Here is a 21477-nt window from a genome sequence, read left to right on the forward strand (position 1 = left end):
GTCGCTCCTGCGGTATGCTGGGCGGCCCGTCCGGACGGGCGAACGAGGAGACGGCAGTGCCGGACGAGACGAGCGGAGAACACACGCATTTCTGGCGCGCCGCCGAACTGGGCGGCGTCGAACTTCTGCACGCGCGCTATGTGGAGCAGCGCTTCGCGCCGCACGTGCACAGCAGCTTCGCCCTGGTCATCATCGAGCAGGGCGCGCAGCGCTTCCGCCATCGTGGCGGCGAGCACCTGGCCCCGCTGGGCAGCATGGTGCTGATCAACCCCGACGAAGTGCACACCGGCTCCAAGGCCCATGATGCCGGTTGGCTCTATCGCGGCTACTACCCGGAAATGGAGCAGATCGACGGGATTCTCGACGAGCTGGAAATCCATCATGGCGGCGTGCCGCGTTTCGCCGACAGCGTGATCCACGACCAGCCCCTGGCACGCGCCTTCGTCCACTTGCACCGCCTGCTGGCCGAGCATGCCGGCAGCCTGGAAACCCAGACCCGCTGGCGCGAGACGATGCTCGCCCTGTTCCGTCGCCACGCCCGCCTGCCAGAAGCGCCGAAGGCCGGGCAGGAGCCGTTGGCGGTGGCCCGCGCCCGCGAACTGCTGGCGGCGCGGTTGCTCGATCCGCCTTCGCTGGAGGAACTGGCGGCGGCGGTCAATCTGTCCCCGTTCCATTTTGCCCGGGTCTTCCGTCGCGCCACCGGCATGCCGCCCCACGCCTGGCTCAGGCAGCGCCGCCTGGAGCAGGCCAGGGCACTGCTCAAGAGCGGCCGGGCGCCGCTGGAGGTGGCCCTGGAGCTGGGCTTCGCCGACCAGAGCCACCTCGGTCGCCAGTTCAAGCAGGCCTACGGGGTGGCACCGGGTGAATACCGCTCGGCCTGCGCGCGCTCGTCCTTGACGACATACGAATAAGTCAAGCTCACATTTGCAAATCATTTGTATTTACGTTCTTTACGATTTGCCGTAATTTTGCGCCCCACTTTTTCCTGCGTCCCTGGGGGAGCCTCGATGTCGTCCGTGAGTTCGTTGTCGCGCCTGGCCGTCGCCATCGCGCTGGGTGTGTCCATGCAGGCGGCGCAGGCCGAAGAGGAAGCCAAGGAGCTGGGCACGGTCACCGTGGTCGGCGACTGGCTGGGCGAAGCCGACCAGGCGGTGGTGCAGAACCATCCCGGCGCGCGCAGCGTGGTGCGTCGTCGGGAAATGCTCGAGAGCGGTGCGCAGAACGTCCGCGACGTGCTGCGCAAGGTGCCCGGCGTGCAAGTGCAGGACAACAACGGTACCGGCGGCAGCGACATCTCCCTGAACGTCGGGGTGCGTGGCCTGACTTCACGCCTGTCGCCGCGCTCGACGGTGATGATCGACGGCGTGCCGGCGGCGGTGGCGCCCTACGGCCAGCCGCAGCTGTCGATGATGCCGCTGTCCATCGGCAACCTGGAGAGTATCGACGTCGTGCGCGGCGCCGGCTCGGTGCGCTACGGCCCGCAGAACGTCGGCGGGGTGATCAACTTCGTGACCCGGGCGATTCCGGAGAAGTTCTCCGGCGAAATCGGCACCACCATCGAGCATGCCGGCCACGGCGGCTGGAAGAAGCTCAACCAGGCGTTCCTCGGCGGGACCGCCGACAACGGCCTGGGCGTGGCGCTGCTGTATTCCGGGGTGAAGGGCGCCGACTACCGCGACGGCAACAACGACAACGATATCGATGACGTGCTGCTCAAGACTCATTGGCAGCTCACCGACAGCGACCAGTTGGCGGCCAACTTCCACTACTACGACGCCTACGCCGATATGCCGGGCGGCCTGACCCAGGCGCAGTACGACGACGATCCCTTCCAGTCGGTGCGCGACTGGGACAACTTCCGTGGTCGGCGCAAGGACTTCTCGCTGAAGTACACCCGCCAGGTCGACGACCTCACCCAGTTCGAGGTGCTCACCTACTACAGCGACAGTTTCCGCGGCAGCAGCATCGCCGCGCGCAACCTCAGGACCATCACCTCGTACCCGCGCGACTACCATGTGTTCGCGGTGGAGCCGCGGGTCTCGCGGATCTTCTTCGCCGGCCCGACCACCCAGGAGATCGGCATCGGCTACCGCTACCTGAAGGAAGCGATGAACGAGCGCGCCAGCCAACTGGCCCTGGTCGACAATGTGCCGACCGTGCGTCCCGGCTCGGACGGCCATACCTACCAGGACCGTACCGGCGGTACCGAGGCCAGCGCCTTCTACATCGACGACAAGATCGATGTCGGCAACTGGACCATCACCCCCGGCATCCGCTTCGAGAAGATCGACAGCGACTGGCGCGACCGCCCGGTGCTCGGCCTGAACGGCAAGCCGGTGCAGGAGAAGAAGCGCAGCAAGGACTACAACGAACCGCTGCCGGCGCTGAGCCTGATGTATCACTTGAGCGACGAGTGGAAGCTGTTCGCCAACTACTCCGAATCGTTCGGCAGCCTGCAGTACTTCCAGCTCGGCCAGGGCGGCAGCGGCAACGATACCGCCGCCGGCCTGGAGCCGGAGAAGGCTAAGACCTACGAACTGGGCACGCGCTACGACAACGGCAGTTGGGGCGGCGAGATCACGCTGTTCTACATCGACTTCGACGACGAGCTGCAGTACGTCAGCAACGACGTCGGCTGGACCAACCTCGGCGCCACCAAGCACCAGGGCATCGAGACTTCCGGCCACTATGACTTCGCCGCTCTCGATCCGCGCCTGGTCGGCCTGTCGGTCTACGGCAGCCTCACCTATACCCGCGCCACCTACGAAGGCGACATTCCCTCCTTCAAGGGGCGCGACCTGCCGCTCTACTCGCGCCAGGTGGCCACCGCCGGGGTGCGCTACGAGGTCGACCGCTGGACCTACAACCTCGACGCTTTCGCCCAGTCCATGCAGCGCGCGCCAGGGCTGAGCACCGACAGCCAGGGCAACTTCACCCACAACTACATCACCGAGCCCAGCGCCGACGGCCAGTACGGCGACATTCCCGGCTACGTGACCTGGAATGCCCGCGTCGGCTACGACTTCGGCCCGCAGGCGTCGAACCTGAAGCTCGGCCTCGGGGTGAAGAACCTGTTCGACAAGCAGTATTTCACCCGCTCCAGCGACAACAATTCGGGAATCTACGTGGGTCAGCCGCGAACGCTGTTCATGCAGGCCAGCGTCGGTTTCTGAATATTCGGATGCGACTTGGCGCATCGTCCGACGACAGGCGTCCTGCGGCAACGCGGACGCCTGTTCTATGATGGGCGCGGAATTTCCATCGGAACGCTGTGGCCTGATCCGCGGTCCATGCAGTCCAATCGATGACGGGCTTCCTTTCGGCGGCCACGCAAGGTAACAAGGACGATGACCCAACATTCGCAATTCGCCCTGCTGGGCAAGCGGCGTTTCCTGCCGTTCTTCATCACCCAGCTGCTCGGCGCCTTCAACGACAACATCTTCAAGCAGTCGCTGATCCTCGCCATCCTCTATCACCTCAGCGTCAGCGGCGACCGCAGCCTGCTGGTCAACCTCTGCGCGCTGCTGTTCATCCTGCCGTTCTTCCTGTTCTCGGCACTGGGCGGACAGTTCGGCGAGAAGTACAACAAGGACGCGCTGATGCGCGCGCTGAAGCTGGCCGAGGTGGGCATCATGCTGGTCGGCGCCGCCGGCTTCGTCTTCGGCAGCCTGCCGCTGATGTTCGTCGCGCTGTTCGCCATGGGCACCCACTCGGCGCTATTTGGCCCGGTGAAGTATTCGATCCTGCCCCAGCACCTGCACGAGGACGAACTGGTCGGCGGCAACGCGCTGGTGGAGATGGGCACCTTCCTGGCGATCCTGGCCGGCACCATCGGCGCCGGCGTGCTGATGTCCCATGCGCATTACGCGGCGGCGGTGGCCACCGCGGTGGTGCTGGTGGCCGCCTGCGGCTACCTGGCCAGCCGCGGCATTCCGCGAGCGGCGGCGGCGCTGCCGGGGTTGAAGCTCGACTGGAACATCTTCGCCCAGTCCTGGAGCATCCTCCGCCTGGGGCTCGGCCAGCGCCCGGCGGTCTCGCGCTCGCTGGTGGGCAACTCCTGGTTCTGGTTCCTCGGCGCGGTCTACCTGACGCAGATCCCGACCTTCGCCAAGGAATGGCTGCACGGCGACGAAAGCGTGGTGACCCTGATCCTCACCGTGTTCTCGGTGGGCATCGCGCTGGGCTCGATGCTGTGCGAGAAGCTTTCCGGTCGCAAGGTGGAGATCGGCCTGGTGCCGTTCGGCTCGATCGGCCTGACCGTCTTCGGCATCCTCCTCTGGTGGCACGCCGGCGGCATTCCCCCAGGCGAGGCGCCCTACGACTGGCTGGCGGTGCTGCGCCACCATGAGACCTGGGCGGTGCTGGCCGACATCCTGTTCATCGGCATTTTCGGCGGCTTCTACATCGTACCGCTGTACGCCCTGATCCAGGCGCGCACCGACGAAGACAAGCGGGCCCGGGTGATCGCCGCCAACAACATCCTCAACGCCTTGTTCATGGTCGCCGCGGCGCTGGTCTCGATCCTCTTCCTCAGCGTCGCCAAGCTGTCGATCCCGCAGCTTTTTCTCGCTCTGTCGCTGATGAACGTCGCGGTGAACGTGTACATCTTCAAGATCGTCCCGGAGTTCACCATGCGCTTCCTGGTCTGGCTGCTCAGCCACACCATGTACCGGGTCCGGCATGTGAACCTGGAGGCGATCCCGGACGAGGGAGCGGCGGTGCTGGTGTGCAACCACGTCTCGTACGTGGACGCGCTGCTGATCGCCGGCTCGATCCGGCGGCCGGTGCGCTTCGTCATGTACTACAGGATCTTCTCGCTGCCGGTGCTCAACTTCGTCTTCCGCACCGCCGGCGCGGTGCCCATAGCGGCGCGCCACGAGGACGAAGGGATCTACGAACGCGCCTTCCAGCGCATCGCCGACTACCTGAGGGACGGGGAGCTGGTGTGCATCTTCCCTGAGGGCAAGCTGACCGCCGACGGCGAGATGAATGAGTTCCGCGCCGGGATCGAGCGGATCATCGAGGAAACCCCGGTTCCGGTGATCCCCATGGCGCTGCAGGGTCTGTGGGGCAGCTTCTTCAGCCGCGACCCGAACAAGGGCTTCTTCCGCCGCCTGTGGTCGCGGGTAAGCCTGGTGGCCGGCGAATCGGTGGCGCCGGAGGCGGTGGAGCGCCTCGACCTGCAGGCGCGGGTGACGAGCTTGCGCGGCGAAGCTCGCTGATCGATCCGCAGAAACGAAAAAGCCCCGGCGATGCCGGGGCTTTTTTTGGCGAACTACAAGTTAGATAACTTGTACTTCGTCGGCTTGCAGGCCTTTCTGGCCGTTGACGACCACGAAGGAAACCTTCTGGCCTTCCTGCAGGCTCTTGAAGCCGGTGCCCTGGATGGAACGGAAGTGAACGAACAGGTCGTTACCGCTTTCCGGGGTGATGAAGCCGAAGCCTTTGGCGTCGTTGAACCATTTTACGGTGCCGTTCTGACGATTCGACATGGTGTAACTCCTGAAACAAAGTTGATTGCGGCGACGGAAATATCCGAGCCGGTAGGTACTGAGTTGCAAAGAGTACGAGGAGCCGAGGCGATGAGCGGACCGAGATCTACCACACCAGGTCACGATTCACTGTGACCCAAGCAAGCACAGTGGTCGCAGAGTACGCGATAAAACTGCGGAAAGCGATACCCCTCGGAGCATATTCGATGGATGTCTAATGGCTCAGCTTGAGGCCGACCAGTCCGCAGACGATCAGCGCGACGCTGGCCAGGCGCAGCAATGCCATGGATTCGCCGAACAGGACGATCCCGGCGATTACCGTGCCGACCGCGCCGACCCCGGTCCAGACGGCATAGGCGGTGCCCAGCGGCAGGTGCTTCATGGCCAGGCCGAGCAGGCCCAGGCTGACCAGCATGGCGAGCGCCGTGAGGACCGTGGGAAGCGGCTTGCTGAAGCCTTCGGTGTATTTCAGACCAACGGCCCAGCCCACTTCGAACAGGCCGGCGAAAAACAGGATGATCCAGGACATGGCGATCTCCAGGGCAACGGGTGGCGGGGCCGTCCCCATTCGGTCACCGGCCGGAGGCGGGTGGTGAGGTCGTCCTCACTGCGTGCGGTATTTTGCATGGTTCATCGGTCGGGACAAGGCTTCCCGACCGGGATCCAGCTCAACGCGGCGTATCTTCCATGCGCCGGAACAGGGCGGCCAGCAGCGAACCGGAGAGATTGTGCCAGACGCTGAACAGCGCGCTGGGCACCGCTGCCAGGGGCGAGAAGTGGGCGTTGGCCAGCGCCGCGCCGAGCCCCGAGTTCTGCATGCCGACTTCGATGGCCAGGGCCTTGCGCTGCGCCAGCGGCATGCCGGTCAGCTTGCCGGTGAGATAGCCGAGCGACAGGCCGAAGCCGTTGTGCAGCATCACCACGGCCATGATCAGCAGGCCGGACTCGGCGATCCGCGCCTGGCTGGCGGCCACCACCGCGGCGATGATCACCACGATGCTGAATACCGAGACCAGCGGCAGCACCTCCGCCACCTGCCGGGTGCGCTCGCCGAGCAGGCGCTGTGCCAGCAGGCCGAGGGCGATGGGCACCAGCACCACCTGGAGGATCGACAGGAACATCGCCGCGAACGACACCGGCAGCCAGGCCGAAGCCAGCAGCCAGACCAGCGCCGGCGTGACCAGCGGGGCGAGCAGGGTGGTCACCGAGGTGATCGCCACCGACAGGGCGACATCGCCACGGGACAGCCAGGTCATCACGTTGGAAGCGGTGCCGCCGGGGCAGCAGCCGACCAGGATCACGCCCACCGCGATCTCCGCCGGCAACTGCAACAGGCGACAGAGCAACCAGGCCAGGCCGGGCATGATGACGAACTGGGCCAGCACGCCGATCAGCACCCGTATGGGGTGCCGGGCGACCTCGCGGAAGTCTTCGCCCTTGAGCGTCAGGCCCATGCCGAACATCACCAGGCCGAGCAGCGGCGCGATGGCGACGGTGAGCGGGAGGAACCAGGCCGGCCGGAAGAAGGCGAGGATGGCGAACAGCAGGACCCAGAACGGGAAGCTGGCGCTGACGAAACGGCTCAGGGCGGTCAGGGCACGCATGGGCTTTCCTTGTTATTGGACGGCCGCCAGTCTGCCATGCCGGGCGCGACTCTCCCAGCGGCGGGCGCCGCCGGGAGAGCGGGGCGTCAGACGCCCTGGGGGATTTCTTCGCCGCCGAGGGCCTCGAAGAGCGCCGGAAGGAATTCGGCGAAGGTCAGCATCATCAGGGTGAAGCTGGCATCGAGCTGGCCGAGGGCGTCTTCGCCGCCGTCCTTTTCCGCCTGCTCCTGCAGCAGGTCTTCGAAGCGCAGGCGCTTGACCGCCAGCTTGTCGTCGAGGACGAAGGACAGCTTGTCCGACCAGGCCAGGGACAACTGGGTGACCAGCTTGCCGGCGGTGAGATGCAGCTGGATTTCCTCGCTGGTCAGGTCCTGGCGCTTGCAACGGACCACGCCGCCGTCCTCGTGGGTGTCGCGCAGTTCGCATTCGTCGAGCACGTGGAAGTCGCCGGCGGCTTCCTGGGTCTTGACCCAGTCGGTGAGGGTCGCGGTCGGCGCGACCTTCACGCTCAGCGGGCGTACCGGCAGGGAGCCGAGCGCTTCGCGCAGCGTCGAGAGCAGGTCTTCGGCCTTCTTCGCGCTGGCCGAGTCGACCAGGATCAGGCCGAGGCTCGGCGCGATCGCGGCGAAGGTGCTGGAGCGGCGGATGAAGGCGCGCGGCAGCAGGGTCTGGACGATCTCGTCCTTCAACTGGTCGCGTTCCTTCTTGTAGACCTTGCGCATCTGCTGGGCTTCGATCTCGTCGACCTTTTCCTTCAGTGCGTCACGCACGACGCTGCCCGGCAGGATGCGCTCTTCCTTGCGTGCCGAGATCAGGAAGAAGTCCTGGCTGACGTGTACCAGCGGTGCGTCCGGGCCTTTGCCGAACGGCGCGGTGAAGCCGTAGGTGGTCAGCTCCTGGCTAGCGCAGGGGCGGGCGGGTTTTTCGCCGAGGGCTTTCTCGAGGGAATCGGCATCCAGTTGCAGATCCTGGGTGAGGCGGTAGACGAGCAGATTGCGGAACCACATGGGGTCGTTCTCTCCGGGCACAAAGGACCCATTATTCCGCCGCTGGCGGCTCAGGCCAACCCCGGTCCGTCGCTAACTCCTTGGAACGGCAGAAAATTTTTTTCATCGAGGGGCTTGCCAGGGGCCGAATCGCTCCGTAGAATGCGCCCCACTTCGAGAGTGAAGGGTGATTAGCTCAGCTGGGAGAGCATCTGCCTTACAAGCAGAGGGTCGGCGGTTCGATCCCGTCATCACCCACCAATCTCGCAAGTTACGCGCAGCGGTAGTTCAGTCGGTTAGAATACCGGCCTGTCACGCCGGGGGTCGCGGGTTCGAGTCCCGTCCGCTGCGCCATTTCCTTCCTTCGCTGTATCTCTTGCGCTTCCTTACCGCTTCATAATTCGACGTTTTTCGACGCTTCCTTTCCGCTGTTCTTCTGTCCTCGTTCCACGCGTTCGTTCTGCTATCTCCTTCATTTTTCGAAAAGTTCGGCCTTGAACTTATCCGCGCGCACCTGTTCCTATTGCCCATAGCCACTGGTCGCGACAGCCTGCTAAGCTCGCGGCTTCATCGAATATGCCCGAGCGGCGAACAGATTAAAGGACTCAGCATGAAACAACATCGGTTGGCAGCAGCGATCGCACTGGTCGGTCTGGTTCTCTCCGGCTGCGATTCGCAGACCAACGTTGAGTTGAAGACCCCGGCGCAGAAAGCTTCCTATGGTATCGGCCTGAACATGGGCAAGAGCCTGTCCCAGGAAGGCATGGACGACCTGGATTCGAAAGCCGTCGCCAAGGGCATCGAGGACGCCCTCGGCAAGAAGAAGCAGCAGCTCACCGATGAAGAGCTGACCGAAGCCTTCGCCTTCCTGCAGAAACGTGCCGAGGAGCGCATGGCCGCCATCGGCGACGAAAACGCCAAGGCCGGCAAGAAGTTCCTCGAGGAAAACGGCAAGCGCGACGGCGTGACCACCACCGCTTCCGGCCTCCAGTACGAAATCGTGAAGAAGGCCGATGGCCCGCAACCGAAGGCCACCGACGTGGTGACCGTCCACTACGAAGGCCGCCTGACCGATGGCACCGTCTTCGACAGCTCCATCGAGCGCGGCAGCCCGATCGACCTGCCGGTCAGCGGCGTGATCCCGGGTTGGGTCGAAGCCCTGCAACTGATGCATGTCGGCGAGAAGATCAAGCTGTACATCCCCAGCGAGCTGGCCTACGGCGCGCAGAGCCCGAGCCCGGCGATCCCGGCCAACTCGGTACTGGTCTTCGACATGGAACTGCTCGGCATCAAGGATCCGTCCAAGCCGGACGCGGAGCCCGAGGCCGGTGCCGCAGCGCAGCCCGAAGCCAAGGCGGACGCGAAGAAGTAATTCTTCCGCCGCGATGCATGAAACGCCCCGTCCATGACGGGGCGTTTTCATTTGCGGATTCGGCTGAACCCAGGCGCTGCCGCGAGGGTCTGAAAAACAGGTCGAGGGCACGGCCGGTGTTACCCTTATGCACACATTTGTCGCACGTCGACCCGACCTACGGTATTGACCTCGGGTTGTCCGTTGCGCTAGGTCAAACCCTTGATTTTCAATGCTTTTAGAGCATTGTCTAAAAAGTGTCCGATCTGTCGGAAAGCCTGTAGCGACGGGCCTCTCGCCGACGGAAGGGGGGGCTGTTCACAAGGTTATCCACAGTATGCGTGGATAACCCGGAGAGCCTCGGCGGCAAGCGCTTGAGCGAGGTGGAAGGATGGATGCACCACGAGGATTCAGTCGTTACCTGGGGATCGCGGAACGTTTCCTGGCCCGTGGCCGGGTGCCCGCCTTGTTGATTGCGGTAGCACGCAAGCGCTCGCGCCTGAAGCTGGTGAAGAGCGACCTGCGCCTGCTGCAGGAACTGCTGGTGGCCTGGGTTCGCGGCGAATACCGCGGACTCAGCCGCCAGGCGTTGCTCTCGGTGATCGCGGCGCTGGCCTATTTCCTTTCGCCGGTGGATATCGTCCCCGACTTCATCTTCGGTGTCGGCCTGCTCGACGATCTCGCCGTCCTGGCCTGGGTAGTGCGTCGCTGGCAGTCCGAGCTGGATGCCTTCAAGGTCTGGCGCGACGCCCAGGCCGTCGAGACGCAGCAGGCGCTGCGAGAGCTGCCGGCTCCCAGGGCGGAGCGCGTTCAGGGTTCCTGAGGGGTTCGCAGGCTGTTTTCCAGCAGGCGCTCGATGCTGCCGTCCCTGACCATCTCGTCGAGCACCCGGTCCATACTTTCGACGGGGACCGGCAGTTGTCCGCCATAGATGCAGTGCATCCGATAGCTCTGCAGTACCAGCGGACTGACGCTCAGGCCCAGCTCGGGATGCTGGCGCGTCAGGTAGAGCAGCGGGCGGCGCATGTCCACTGCGGCGTCCAGGCGCGAACGCTTAAGCATCTGCACGCGACTGGCCAGGTCGCGGGTATCTTCGCGGCGAATTTCCCCGGCAGCGAAGGCCTGCATGAGATCGTCCGCGTAGACATAGCCTAGACTTGTACCCAGGGTCTTGCCGCGCAGCTCGGCGAAGTCGCGGATCGCCGGACGGTCGTCGCGCTGCAGCAGGACGTCCTGCTCTTCGAAGAGGGCAGGAGACCAATGGTAGCGTTCGGGTTTGCTATCCCATCCGGGGTTGGAGTTGCAGATCACGTGAATATGTCCGCTGGCCATGAAGCCGTCGATCCTTCGGTTCGGCGTTTCCACGAAACGCAGCGACAATCCCAGCCGCTGCGCGACCCGCTCCCCCAACTGGCGGGTGAAGCCGCCTTGCAGCTGGTGATCGACGATGTCCACGTAGGGCATGCCGTCGGCGGGGCTGAAGCCCCAGCGCAGCTCGCCGGCGAAGGCCTGTCCGACTCCCAGCAGGATGCACAAACCAAGACTTCTCCGGCGCACCCGTGGGCTCCTCCACCAGGCAGACTGTGTGACCAGGGCAGCAGTATAGCCAGTCCGCAGCGGCGCGGTGCCTGATAAGATGGCGGCTTGCAAGGAGACCGACATGAATGTCCAAGTGATCACGCGAGACGGCGAGGCGGAATACGCGGTGTTGCCCTGGGCCGAATACCAGGCGTTGCTGGCCGCCGCCGGTCGCCCGGCCGCCAGTGTCGCGGTGGAGACGACCGCGCCGGCGCCGCCTTCCGCGAGTCTGCTGGAGCGCCGCGAGGCGCGCGGCCTGAGCCTGGAACAGGTGGCCCGGGAGGTCGGTATCAGTCCTTCCTACATGGCGATGATCGAACGCGGCGAACGCGAGGCCAGCGAGGCCATCCTGTTCGCCCTGGAGCGTGTGCTGGGCAAAGCGACGGGGGCCTGACCTTGAGTGTGCTGATCAGCCGTAAACACTGGGATAGCCTGCTGCTGGAAATCGAAGATGCGCGTCGCCAGCGTCATCTGCTCACCTACCGGGCGCTGATCGAGCGCCTGCAACTGCCGACTCCGGCGATGACCACCCTCACCGCGGCTCTCGAGCACCTGGCATCGCTGGATGCGCGCTCGGGGCGTCCGTTGCGCAGTTCGCTGGTCATCAGCCAGGGCGCAAGCCGCTTGCCACGCACCGGTTTCTTCGAGTGCGTGGAGCGCCTCGGGCGTTTTTCCGGTCCGCCGGACGGCCCGGCCGCGGCTGGCTGGCATGCGGCGGAAGTGGTCCGTGTCTTCGAATTCGAGTATCCCGATGAACTCTGAATGGATCTGGCGCCTGCGCGCCCGCCTCGGTTACGGCGTGGCCCGGCAGTTGCTGGGCTGGCCCTGGCTGGTCAAGCAGCCGCGAGCCTGGCAGTGGATGCAGGGGCAGTTCTCGCGCATGGCCAACCTCGGACACCGCGACGCCCAGGCGTTCTACGGTCACCTGCTGCTGTTCCGTGGACAGGGCTTCGGCGCGCGCGAGGAGGGCCTGCGCCTGCTGCGCCTGGCTGCCAGCGCGGGCGATGGGAAAGCGGCCTACCAGCTCGGCGTGCAGGCGCTCAAGGGCGACAGCCGGCAAGCGCCCGACGCGCTGGCAGCCAGCCGCCACTGGGCACTAGCGGCAGAGGCGGGCCACCCGCTGGCGGCGCGCAAGCTGGCGGAACTCTACCGCGATGGAGGCCCGGGCCTGGCGCCGGACAGCGAGCGCGCCGAGCACTATGCGCAACGGGCGTCCGCGCTCGGTCTCTAGCTGAACGAACGGTTCAGGCGGCCTCGATCAGGTGCAGGCTGTAGCCTGGCACCGCCTTGGCCTGGCGCTTGGCCTCGGAGGCCAGCGTCGCCAGGTGCGCGGCATCCATTCCCTGGCAGGCTTCGGCCGGTAGATGCACCACGCCGACGGACAATGACAGCAGCGGGTACTCCTCGCGCTGGCCATGGCGGTTGTGCGCAACGAAACAGCCGGCTTCCAGGTGCTCGCGGCTGTAGAAGCGCCGGCATTGGCTCTGGAAGGTTTCCAGCAACCGGTCGATCCGTGTGCGCCAGTCCTCGGGGCCGAGCACCAGCATGAAGTCGTCACCGCCGATATGGCCGACGAAGTCGCTGCCGGGGTCGATCCGTTCGCTCAGGCACTGTGCCAGGCACAGCAGGACCTCGTCGCCGCGGGCGTAGCCGTAGAGATCGTTGAAGGGTTTGAAGCTGTCGACGTCGATGTAGCAGATCACCGCCTCGCGCCTTTGTTGCAGCAGGCGTTCGAGGCATTGCTGGATCGGCACGTTGCCGGGAAGCAAGGTGAGCGGATTGGCGTGCCGCGCCTGCTGGAGCTTTTCCTCGGTGATCAGCCTGAGCACGTCGATCACCCGGCCCATGCCCGCATAGTGCCCGCCGCGGGTGACGATGAAATCTTCCTCGATACGCTGGCGTGCGCGGCTGGTCAGCAGGCGGCTGACCTGCTGCAGGGTCTGGCCGAGTTCCACGGCGAGAAAATCGTCGCTCATCAGGCGGCTGATCGGCTTGCGCAGGAACAGGTCGCAGGCGAAGGGCCGGAGCAAGGCGTCGGTGAGCGCGTGGCGATGGACGATGCCGATGGGACGCCCCTCTTCGTCGAGGATCGCCAGGGAGTTCAGGTTGGCCTGGCGGCGGAAGATTTCCACCACTTCCTGGGTCGAGGTGCGAACGTCGACCGCGCGCTGTTCCAGCAGCAGCGCACGCAGGTCGCCGTGCTCGTCGCTGGAAGACTGGCTGGGGGCGCCAGCGCTGGGCAGCATCTGTTGTACGTCGCTCGCCGGGTGTTCCTGCGGGCGGCCGAACAGATAGCCTTGCACCAGGTCGACCCCCATCTCGCTAAGCACCGCCAGTTCCTCGGGCAGTTCGATGCCTTCGGCGATGACCTGGGCGCGAGAGGCTCGGGCCATCTTCAGGATGGAGCCGACGAACTCGCGTTTCACGGTGTCCAGGTGGATGCCGTCGACGAAGTGGCGGTCGATCTTCACGTAGTCCGGACGCAGTTCCGACCACAGGCGCAGGCTGGAGTAGCCAGCGCCGAGGTCGTCGAGGGCGATGGAGAAGCCCATGGCGCGATAGTGGTGCAGCGCGGTGTCGAGCAGGTCGAAGTCGTCGATGGGGGTCTGCTCGGTCAGTTCGATCACCACCCGGTTCGGCGAGATCCCCAGCTGTTGCAGCAATTGCAGGGTGCGGCCGGGCGGATGACCGGCCTCGAGGAGGGACTCCGGGGAGACGTTGAGGAACAGCATGGCGTCGCCCTGGATGTCGCGGAAGCGGCTGAAGGCGCGTTGTCGGCAGAGTAGTTCCAGTTCGCTCAGCCGTCCGCATTGGCGGGCCACGGCGAACAACGCCAGGGGCGAGTGCAGCGGGCTGTTGGACGGACCGCGGGTCAGCGCTTCGTAGCCGACCAGGCGTCGTTCGGAAAGCGAGAGGATGGGCTGGAACAGGCAGTGCAGGTCGCCGTGGGCCAGGATGCTGTCCAGGGCGCTCAACTGCTCGGTGACGGTCATGGAACGCTCTCGTCGCAATGAAAAAGGGCCGGTTGTGCAACCGGCCCCGTATTTCACGACAGTCCCATGACTGTTTTATGACGCTCCCGCTGAACTCAGTGCTTGGCCACCGCCGAGTTGAGGTTCAGGTAGTCCAGCAGGATGTGCCCGGACTCGGTGAGGTAGGCGTCGTCCTGCGGCTTGGTCTTGTCGTCCTCTTCCGGCAGGGCGTTCTCGTCCTCGCGCTTGAGTTCCTTCAGCGGCTCCTGGCCCTTGGACTTGCGCAGGGCGTTCTCCATGGCCAACTGGCGGTTCTCGATGCTGGTCTGCTGGGCGCGGCGCTTGGCCTCGTTCAGGCTGACGGTCTTCTCCTTCATCAGCTCCTGTGCCAGCGCCAGGCGCTCGCGGGCGTAGACGAAGTCGGCGTTGTTCTCGGTGCGCGCGTCGTGCTGGGCCTTGAGTTGCGCGAGGAACGGCTTGAACGGGTTGGCCTCGTCCTTCACCACCGGGCGGATGGTGTCCCAGGGCATCGAGTCGGGCAGGGCGCTTTCGCCGATTTCCTTGTCGTCGACGATGGACGGGTAGCTGATGTCCGGGATCACGCCCTGGTGCTGGGTGCTCTGCCCGGAGACACGGTAGAACTTCGCCAGGGTCAGCTTCAGTTCGCCGTGGTTGAGCGGCTGGATGGTCTGCACGGTGCCCTTGCCGAAGGTCTGTCCACCGAGGATCAGCGCGCGGTGGTAGTCCTGCATGGCGCCGGCGAAGATCTCCGAGGCGGAGGCCGAGAGACGGTTGACCAGCACCGCCAGCGGGCCGGTATAGAAGGCCTTGCCTTCGTCGTCGTTGAGCACGTCGACGCGGCCGTCGCTGTTGCGCACCAGCACGGTCGGGCCCTGGTCGATGAACAGGCCGGTCAGCTCGGTGGCTTCCTGCAGGGAGCCGCCGCCGTTGTTGCGCAGGTCGAGGACGATGCCGTCGACCTTGTCCTTCTGCAATTCGGCGACCAGCTTCTTCACGTCGCGGGTGGTGCTCTTGTAGTTCGGGTCGCCGGCGCGGTAGGCCTTGAAGTCCAGGTAGAAGGCCGGCAGGTCGATCACGCCGAGCTTGTAGCTGCGGCCTTCGTGGTCGACCTTGATGATGGATTTCTTCGCCGCCTGGTCCTCCAGCTTCACCGCCTCGCGGGTGATGGCGACGATCTTGCTGGTCTGGTCGTTCGGCGCGTTGCTCGCCGGAATCACTTCCAGGCGTACCTGGGAGCCTTTCGGCCCACGGATCAGCTTGACCACTTCATCCAGGCGCCAGCCGACCACGTCGACCATTTCGCCCTTGCCCTGGGCGACGCCGATGATCTTGTCGGAGGTGGCGATCTGCTTGCTCTTCGCCGCCGGGCCGGCCGGCACCAGGCGTACGACCTTGACGTAGTCGTTGTCGCTCTGCAGCACCGCGCCGATGCCTTCCAGCGAGAGGCTCATGTTGATGTCGAAGTTTTCCGCGTTGTCCGGCGACAGGTACTGGGTGTGCGGATCGTAGGACTGGGCGAAGGCGTTGATGTAGGCCTGGAAGATGTCTTCGCTGCGGGTCTGCTTCAGGCGCGACAGCTGGTTCTTGTAGCGCTTGGTGAGCTGTTCCTGGATCGCCTTGTCGTCCTTGCCGGTGATCTTCAGGCGCAGGACCTCGTCCTTCACCTTCTTGCGCCAGAGGTCGTCGAGCTCTGCGGTGTCCTTCGCCCAGGGGGCCTTCTCGCGGTCGATCAGCAGGCTCTCGTCGACGCTGAAGTCGATCTTGTCGACGCCCTTGTCGAGCATCGCCAGGGCGTAGTCGAGACGGCCTTTCAGGCGGTCGAGGTGACGCTTGTAGATGACGAAGCCGGGATCGAGATCGCCGCTCTTGAGGAAGTCGTCGAACCTGTTGCGCCAGCGATCGAACTCGGCGATGTCGCCGGCGGTGAAGTACATCCGCGCCGGATCGAGCATCTTCAGGTAGCTGTCGTAGATCTTGGCCGAGCGTTCATCGTTCAGCGGCGGCTTGTTGTAGTGGTGCCGCTTGAGCAGCTCCACCACGTTGAGGCTGGCGATGACCTGCTCGCGGTCCGGCTGCAGGCTGTCCCAGGAATTCTGGGCGCTGCCGACGGAGACGGCGGTCGAGGCGAACAGCGGCAGCGAACTGGCGCCGAGGAGGAGCAACAGGGCGGTACGGGGCAGAAAACGCTTCATGCTGATTCGACTGATCGCGGAGTAATGACGCATATTAGGCCTTATTAGCCGGCGCCGGGTTCCCTTGGCGCAATGCAAAAAGCCCGACTCTGGGTGATCGGGCCGTGACAACCCCACTATGGAGGCAGCGTGAACGCATTGCAAGGTATCGAAGGTCGTGTCGAGTGGTCGGAAATCGCCGCCCCGTCCTGCGGTCAGGGCGAAATCCGCATCCGCGTGGCGGCCGCCGGACTCAACCGCGCCGACCTGTTGCAGAAGGCCGGGCTCTACCCGCCGCCACCCGGCGCCAGCCCGGCGCTGGGGCTCGAGTGTGCGGGTGTGGTCAGCGAGGTGGGCGCGGGCAGCACCTGGCAGGTCGGCGACCGGGTCTGCGCGCTGCTCGCCGGCGGCGGCATGGCCGAGGAAGTGGTGGTGGACGCGCGCCACGTACTGCCGGTCCCGGCAGGGCTGAGCCTGGCGGAGGCGGCGGGGATTCCGGAGGTCTACGCCACGGCCTGGCTGAACCTGTTCCAACTGGCGGCGTTGCAGCCCGGCGAGAAAGTGCTGCTGCACGCCGGCGCCAGCGGCGTCGGTTCGGCCGGCATCCAACTGTGCAAGGCGTTCGGCAACCCCTGCTGGGTCAGCGTCGGTTCTGCCGAACGCCTGGCCTACTGCGAATCCCTGGGCGCCGCCGGTGGCGCGCTGCGCAAGCAGAGCCTGGAATCGCTGCGCGATTTCGCCCCGTTCGACGTGATCCTCGACCCGGTCGGTGCCCGCTATGCCGGGTTGAACCTGGAGCTGCTGCGGAGCGACGGGCGCTGGGTGATCATCGGCCTGATGGGCGGCCGCGAGGCACAACTGGACCTGGCACAACTGCTAGGCAAGCGCATCCAGTTGACCGGCTCGACCCTGCGTACCCGCGATACCGAGTTCAAGGCGCAACTGATTGCCGAGCTGGGATTGAAGGTCTGGCCATTGTTCTCCGCCGGGAAACTCCGTGCGCAGCTGGAGCGAACCTTCCCGATCGGCGACGCCGAGACGGCGTTCGAGGCGCTGGCGAGCAACCAGGTGCAGGGCAAGGTCGTGCTGGTGGTGGACCCATCGCTGGCCTGAGGAGCCGCTTCGGCACCGTCGAGGCGATGGAAAGCGCGATCCGCCCGCGCTTTCGCGGCGAGCCTGTCAGCGCCAGGCGTTGACCGGCCAGCCCATTTCCTTGGCGTAGGCGAGCAGGGTCGGGTCCGGATTGACCGTGTTCGGATGGCCGACCAGCTTCAGCAGCGGCAGGTCGTTGCGCGAGTCCGAATAGAACCAGGCGTCGGCCAGTTGGCGATCGTCTCCTTCCAGCAGGTCGAGCAGACGCAATACCTTGCCTTCGCGATAGGTGAGGGTGCCGAGGGTGCGGCCGGTGTAGTGTCCGTCGAGCACTTCGAGATCGATGGCGAGGACTTCGTCGACGCCGATCCGCGCCGCGATCGGCTTGACCAGGTGCACCCCGGATGCGGAGACGATCAGCACCCGGTCGTTGGCGCTGCGGTGGCGCGCCAGGCAGGCGCAGGCGTCGCTGTAGATCAGCGGCTCGATGACCTCCTCGACGTAGGCCTCCACTTCCCGCTCGACTTCCTCGACGCTGCGACCGATCAGCGGTTGCAGGGTGTAGTCCATGTACAGGTCCATGGACAGCTTGCCTTCGGCGTACTGCTCCATCAGTTCGGCGTCGCGGCGGACGAAGGATTCGTCGACCCAGCCGAGACTCGCCATGCGCTGGCTCCACAGGCTGGAGCAGTCGCCGTGGATCATGGTCTCGTCCAGGTCGAAGATCACCAGGCTCATCAAGCTACCTCTCGAATACTGTTGCGATCGATGACCAGCGTCAGCTGACTGCCGGCCGGATACAGGCGGTCTGCGCTGCGGTTGAGGACGTCGACGGTGAGTTCCACCCCGGCGGCCTCGACGCGGTAACGGATCACGTTGCCGAGCAGACTGTGCGAGCGTACCAGCGCCGGCACGCCTTCGCTCGGTTCGTTGCCCAGGCGCAGGGATTCCGGGCGGATCGCCACCTGGTGCGCGCAGGGCTGGCCGAGCAGGCGGCTGGCCTGTTCGGCGTCGAGCAGGTTGTAGTTGCCGATGAAGCCGGCGGCGAAGGCGTTTTCCGGCGCGGTGTAGAGGGTCTCCGCGTCGCCGCTCTGGACGATGCGTCCGGCGTTCATCAGGACGATGCGGTCGGACAGGGTCAGCGCTTCTTCCTGATCATGGGTGACGAACACCGTGGTCAGCCCCAGCTCCTGCTGGATGCGGCGGATCTGTTCGCGCAGGTGCTTGCGGATGCGCGCGTCGAGGGCTGACAGCGGCTCGTCGAGCAGCAGCAGGCGCGGGCGCGTCACCAGCGAGCGGGCCAGCGCCACGCGCTGGCACTGGCCGCCGGAGAGCTGGTGCGGGTAGCGTGCGGCGTACTCGCCCAGTTCCACCAGTTCGATGGCTTCGGCGACCCGCTGCTTCAGTTCCGCCGCCGGCACCTTCTGCATGCGCAGGCCGAAGGCGACGTTCTGTTGCACGGTCATGTTGGGGAACAGCGCGTAGCTCTGGAACACCATGGCGATCCCGCGCTTCTGCGGCGGCAAAGGCACCACATCCTCGCCGTCGATGAGGATGCGCCCGCTGTCGACCTCGGTCAGCCCGGCGATGCAACGCAGCAGGGTGGACTTGCCGCAGCCGCTGGGGCCGAGCAGGGTGACGAACTCGCCGCGGGCGGCGGCGAAGTCGATATCGCGGAAGATGCTGGTGGCACCGTAGCTCTTGTCGAGCTGTTCGACGCTGACGAACGACATGATCAGGCCTTGTCCTTGTTCAGTCGGTTGGCCGCCCAGGTCAGGACCAGGACGAACACGAAGTAGGAGACCACCACTGCGCTGGTGTAGTGGCCGCTGCTGTTGCGCATGTTGTTGAGGAACACCTGCAGGGTCTCGTAGCGGGTACCGACCAGCAGGTTGGCGAAGACGAATTCGCCGATGAGGAAGGAGAACGACAGCAGCAGGGCCACCATCACGCCCTTGCGCAGGTTCGGCAGCACGACCAGCAGCGCCGCCTTCCAGGTGCTGGCGCCGAGCAGGTGGGCGGCGTCCATCAGGTCGCGCAGGTTGATCGCCTGCAGGTTGTTGGTGATCGCCCGGTACATGAACGGCAGGGCGATGGTGAAGTAGCAGCCGACCAGCACCCAGGGCGTGCCGATCATTTCCAGCGGCCCGCTGGCATAGAGTTGCAGCAGGCCCACCGAGGAGACGATCGGCGGCACCGCGAAGGGCAGCAGGATGAGCACGTTCATCACGCCGTCCAGGCGCGGGAAGTGGTAGTGGATGACGAACATCAGCGGCAGGATCAGCAACACGCTGAACGCCAGGGCGCCGAAGCAGACCAGCAGCGAGCGGGCGAAGGCCAGCAGGAAGCGCTGGTCGCTCCACAGCGTCAGGTACCACTTCAGGGTCAGGCCGTCCGGCAGCAGGGTCGCCGACCACTGGGTGGCCAGCGAGTAGAGCAGGGTCGCCGCCAGCGGCAGGACCAGGATCAGGAACAGCGCGCAGACCACCAGGCGATGGTAGAGCGCGGCAGGACGTCGATCAGCGCGCGACATGGTAGCTCCTGCGCAGCAGCCATTGGTGGACCAGGGTGATCAGGGTCATCAGGCCGACCAGCACCATGGCCAGCGCGCTGGCCATGTTCGGGTCGGGGAACACGTCGCCGGCGACCAGCGCGCCGATGCGGATCGGGATCACGTTGAAGTTGCCGGTGGTCAGCGAGTACACCGTGGCGTAGGCGCCGAGGGCATTGGCCAGGAGGATGACGAAGGTGCCCAGCAGTGCCGGGGTCAGCACCGGGATGCCGATGTGTCGCCAGTACTGCCAGCCGTTGGCGCCGAGCAGCGCGGCGGACTCGCGCCAGTCCTCGCGCAGGGCGTCGAAGGCCGGGTAGAGCAGCATCACCCCGAGGGGGATCTGGAAATAGGTGTAGAGGATTATCAGGCCGGTCTTCGAGTAGAGATTGAAGTCGTCGATCCAGCCGGCCTGCTTGAGCAACAGGGTCAGCGCGCCGTTGAAGCCGAGCAGGATGATGAAGGCGAACGCCAGCGGTACCCCGGCGAAGTTGCTGGTCATGTTGGAGAAGGCCATGACGAAGTCGCGCAGGCGGCTGTCGACGTGGCGCAGCGAATGGCTGCCGAGCACCGCGATGAGCAGGCCGAGCAGGCTCGACCAGCCGGCGATCTCCAGGCTATGGCGGATCGCCTGGCGGTAGAAGGGCGAGCCGAACAGCTCGAGGTAGTTGGCCAGGCTCCAGGCATCGCTGGCCTTCAGGCTGTTCAGCGCGACCCAGGCCAGCGGCGCTATCTGGAAAATCACGAAGAACGCCGCGAAGGGCAGCAGGAACAGCAGCGCCAGCCATTTGCCGGAGAGTCGTTTCATGGGGCGAGCAGCTCCCGGCAGACGGGTTTGTCGTGGGCGGCGCCGAGGATTTCGCAGAGCGTGCCGCAGAGGTCGGTCTGCAGCGGTTGCGCCAGGTCGTCGCGGCTGAAGGCGTCGCCGAAGACGAACAGCGGCACCTCGCGCTCCTCCTCGAGGATGCCGCCGTGGCTGCGGTCCTCGTTCATTCCGTGATCGGCGGTGATCGCCACCTGGTAGCCGGCCGCCAGCCACTGGTGCAGGTATTCCGACAGCAGCGCGTCGGCGCGCCGCGCGGCGTTGCGGTAGGCGGTGCTGGCGAGGCCGTTCCTGTGCCCGGCGTCGTCGATGTTCATCGAGTGGACCAGCATGAAGTTCGGTGCGTGCCGGCGGCGCAGGCTTTCCGCATCGGCGAACAGGTGCGAGTCCGGATAGTGGTCGTTCCAGTAGAAGTGTCCGCGCTGGATCGGCAGTGCGCTGTCGTCGGTGTGGCGGTCGCGGGCCGGGTCGAACGGCGCGCGGTTGTACAGTTCGCTGACCCAGTGGTAGGCCGCTGCCGCGGTACTCAGGCCGGCCGCGCGGGCATAGTGGAACAGGCTCTGTTCCTGGCTCAGGCGGACCACGTCGTTGTGCAGGATGCCGCTATCGATCGGCGGCACTCCGGTGAGGATGCATTCGTAGAGCGGCCGGGACAGCGAAGGCAACTCGCATTCCAGGCGGTACGACTGGCCGCGGCCGGCGCCGCAGAGGGCCTGGAGATGCCCCATGCAGTCGCGGGCGACGCTGTGGTTGAGGCCGTCCAGCAGGACGAGGATGACGTCGTGGCGCATTCGGGGTATCCGTCGATGCGGGGCGGCCGCCGGCGAGGGCGGCCG

The 21477-nt window shown here is 65.5% G+C and carries 21 protein-coding genes and 2 tRNA genes; 11 read left to right on the forward strand and 12 right to left on the reverse strand.

Going from position 1 to position 21477, the window contains the following annotated elements; translation table 11 throughout:
- Window positions 1-56: 56 nt before the first annotated feature.
- From LT948_RS21235 to LT948_RS21245, 3 genes are all read left to right on the forward strand, one after another.
- Window positions 57-911 (forward strand): AraC family transcriptional regulator, encoded by an 855-nt coding sequence (locus LT948_RS21235; protein WP_003091607.1) that lies wholly within the window; start codon window positions 57-59, stop codon window positions 909-911.
- Window positions 912-1007: 96 nt separating this feature from the next.
- On the forward strand, window positions 1008-3173 hold the full coding sequence (locus LT948_RS21240) for a TonB-dependent receptor family protein (RefSeq protein ID WP_019484608.1): 2166 nt from the start codon (window positions 1008-1010) through the stop codon (window positions 3171-3173).
- A gap of 174 nt (window positions 3174-3347) precedes the next feature.
- The gene (locus tag LT948_RS21245) at window positions 3348-5222 is read left to right on the forward strand and encodes an MFS transporter (RefSeq protein ID WP_003117607.1); all 1875 of its coding nucleotides are present in this window, start codon (window positions 3348-3350) and stop codon (window positions 5220-5222) included.
- 60 nt (window positions 5223-5282) lie between these two features.
- Here the strand turns inward: LT948_RS21245 and LT948_RS21250 are convergent, their stop codons facing one another.
- The 4 genes from LT948_RS21250 to rdgC all read right to left on the reverse strand — a co-directional run bounded on the left by LT948_RS21250 (window position 5283) and on the right by rdgC (window position 8103).
- Window positions 5283-5492: a cold-shock protein gene (locus tag LT948_RS21250; RefSeq protein WP_003091604.1), complete on the reverse strand. Its 210-nt coding sequence runs from the start codon at window positions 5490-5492 to the stop codon at window positions 5283-5285.
- Window positions 5493-5706: 214 nt separating this feature from the next.
- Window positions 5707-6021: a quaternary ammonium compound efflux SMR transporter SugE gene (sugE, locus tag LT948_RS21255; RefSeq protein ID WP_003091603.1), complete on the reverse strand. Its 315-nt coding sequence runs from the start codon at window positions 6019-6021 to the stop codon at window positions 5707-5709.
- A 139-nt stretch (window positions 6022-6160) separates the two neighbouring features.
- Window positions 6161-7096, reverse strand: coding sequence for a bile acid:sodium symporter family protein (locus LT948_RS21260; protein WP_003452887.1), 936 nt, complete (start codon window positions 7094-7096; stop codon window positions 6161-6163).
- 86 nt (window positions 7097-7182) lie between these two features.
- Window positions 7183-8103, reverse strand: a complete 921-nt coding sequence (gene rdgC / locus LT948_RS21265) for a recombination-associated protein RdgC (protein WP_003091601.1) — start codon at window positions 8101-8103, stop codon at window positions 7183-7185.
- Between the two features lie 164 nt (window positions 8104-8267).
- Here rdgC and LT948_RS21270 point away from each other — a divergent pair.
- The 4 genes from LT948_RS21270 (at window position 8268) to LT948_RS21285 (ending at window position 10256) form a co-directional block, all read left to right on the forward strand.
- Window positions 8268-8343 (forward strand) — tRNA-Val (locus LT948_RS21270).
- 16 nt (window positions 8344-8359) lie between these two features.
- Window positions 8360-8436 (forward strand) — tRNA-Asp (locus LT948_RS21275).
- Window positions 8437-8692: 256 nt separating this feature from the next.
- On the forward strand, window positions 8693-9454 hold the full coding sequence (locus tag LT948_RS21280; protein ID WP_003091600.1) for an FKBP-type peptidyl-prolyl cis-trans isomerase: 762 nt from the start codon (window positions 8693-8695) through the stop codon (window positions 9452-9454).
- A 370-nt stretch (window positions 9455-9824) separates the two neighbouring features.
- Entirely contained in the window at window positions 9825-10256 is a 432-nt protein-coding gene (locus tag LT948_RS21285) for a YkvA family protein (protein WP_003091599.1), read from the forward strand.
- On the opposite strand, the gene LT948_RS21290 is transcribed toward LT948_RS21285, so the two are convergent.
- Window positions 10244-10990 carry a substrate-binding periplasmic protein gene (locus LT948_RS21290; RefSeq protein ID WP_003091598.1) on the reverse strand — a complete coding sequence of 249 codons (747 nt, stop codon included), beginning with the start codon at window positions 10988-10990 and terminating at the stop codon, window positions 10244-10246. The genes LT948_RS21285 and LT948_RS21290 overlap by 13 nt on opposite strands.
- A gap of 103 nt (window positions 10991-11093) precedes the next feature.
- On the opposite strand from LT948_RS21290, the gene LT948_RS21295 reads away from it, so the two are divergent.
- The 3 genes from LT948_RS21295 to LT948_RS21305 are packed head-to-tail and all read left to right on the forward strand — an operon-like array spanning window position 11094 to window position 12242.
- Window positions 11094-11405 carry a helix-turn-helix domain-containing protein gene (locus tag LT948_RS21295; RefSeq protein ID WP_003114792.1) on the forward strand — a complete coding sequence of 104 codons (312 nt, stop codon included), beginning with the start codon at window positions 11094-11096 and terminating at the stop codon, window positions 11403-11405.
- A 2-nt stretch (window positions 11406-11407) separates the two neighbouring features.
- Window positions 11408-11773: a hypothetical protein gene (locus tag LT948_RS21300; RefSeq protein ID WP_003114793.1), complete on the forward strand. Its 366-nt coding sequence runs from the start codon at window positions 11408-11410 to the stop codon at window positions 11771-11773.
- Window positions 11763-12242 carry a sel1 repeat family protein gene (locus LT948_RS21305; protein WP_003109166.1) on the forward strand — a complete coding sequence of 160 codons (480 nt, stop codon included), beginning with the start codon at window positions 11763-11765 and terminating at the stop codon, window positions 12240-12242. Before LT948_RS21300 ends, LT948_RS21305 begins: the two co-directional genes overlap by 11 nt.
- A gap of 13 nt (window positions 12243-12255) precedes the next feature.
- Here the strand turns inward: LT948_RS21305 and LT948_RS21310 are convergent, their stop codons facing one another.
- Both LT948_RS21310 and LT948_RS21315 read right to left on the reverse strand, forming a co-directional pair.
- Window positions 12256-14004, reverse strand: a complete 1749-nt coding sequence (locus LT948_RS21310) for a bifunctional diguanylate cyclase/phosphodiesterase (RefSeq protein WP_023095344.1) — start codon at window positions 14002-14004, stop codon at window positions 12256-12258.
- A gap of 95 nt (window positions 14005-14099) precedes the next feature.
- Window positions 14100-16196, reverse strand: a complete 2097-nt coding sequence (locus LT948_RS21315) for a carboxy terminal-processing peptidase (RefSeq protein WP_003091593.1) — start codon at window positions 16194-16196, stop codon at window positions 14100-14102.
- Window positions 16197-16325: 129 nt separating this feature from the next.
- Between LT948_RS21315 and LT948_RS21320 the strand changes: the two genes are divergently transcribed.
- Entirely contained in the window at window positions 16326-17288 is a 963-nt protein-coding gene (locus tag LT948_RS21320; protein WP_034084526.1) for an NAD(P)H-quinone oxidoreductase, read from the forward strand.
- Between the two features lie 66 nt (window positions 17289-17354).
- Here the strand turns inward: LT948_RS21320 and LT948_RS21325 are convergent, their stop codons facing one another.
- Genes LT948_RS21325 through LT948_RS21345 form a run of 5 tightly spaced genes read right to left on the reverse strand, consistent with a single transcriptional unit; the run spans window position 17355 to window position 21432 of the window.
- Complete coding sequence (locus LT948_RS21325; protein WP_003091591.1) at window positions 17355-18005, reverse strand: HAD family hydrolase; 651 nt, start codon at window positions 18003-18005, stop codon at window positions 17355-17357.
- Entirely contained in the window at window positions 18005-19000 is a 996-nt protein-coding gene (locus tag LT948_RS21330; protein ID WP_003091590.1) for an ABC transporter ATP-binding protein, read from the reverse strand. Before LT948_RS21330 ends, LT948_RS21325 begins: the two co-directional genes overlap by 1 nt.
- A 2-nt stretch (window positions 19001-19002) precedes the next feature.
- Window positions 19003-19800: an ABC transporter permease gene (locus LT948_RS21335; protein WP_003091589.1), complete on the reverse strand. Its 798-nt coding sequence runs from the start codon at window positions 19798-19800 to the stop codon at window positions 19003-19005.
- On the reverse strand, window positions 19787-20626 hold the full coding sequence (locus tag LT948_RS21340; RefSeq protein ID WP_003091588.1) for an ABC transporter permease: 840 nt from the start codon (window positions 20624-20626) through the stop codon (window positions 19787-19789). The genes LT948_RS21335 and LT948_RS21340 overlap by 14 nt, the downstream gene beginning before the upstream one ends.
- The gene (locus LT948_RS21345) at window positions 20623-21432 is read right to left on the reverse strand and encodes an alkaline phosphatase family protein (protein ID WP_103119304.1); all 810 of its coding nucleotides are present in this window, start codon (window positions 21430-21432) and stop codon (window positions 20623-20625) included. Before LT948_RS21345 ends, LT948_RS21340 begins: the two co-directional genes overlap by 4 nt.
- Between the last annotated feature and the right edge of the window lie 45 nt (window positions 21433-21477).

The organism is Pseudomonas sp. CP-1 (assembly GCF_021213715.1).
Lineage (GTDB): Bacteria > Pseudomonadota > Gammaproteobacteria > Pseudomonadales > Pseudomonadaceae > Pseudomonas > Pseudomonas aeruginosa.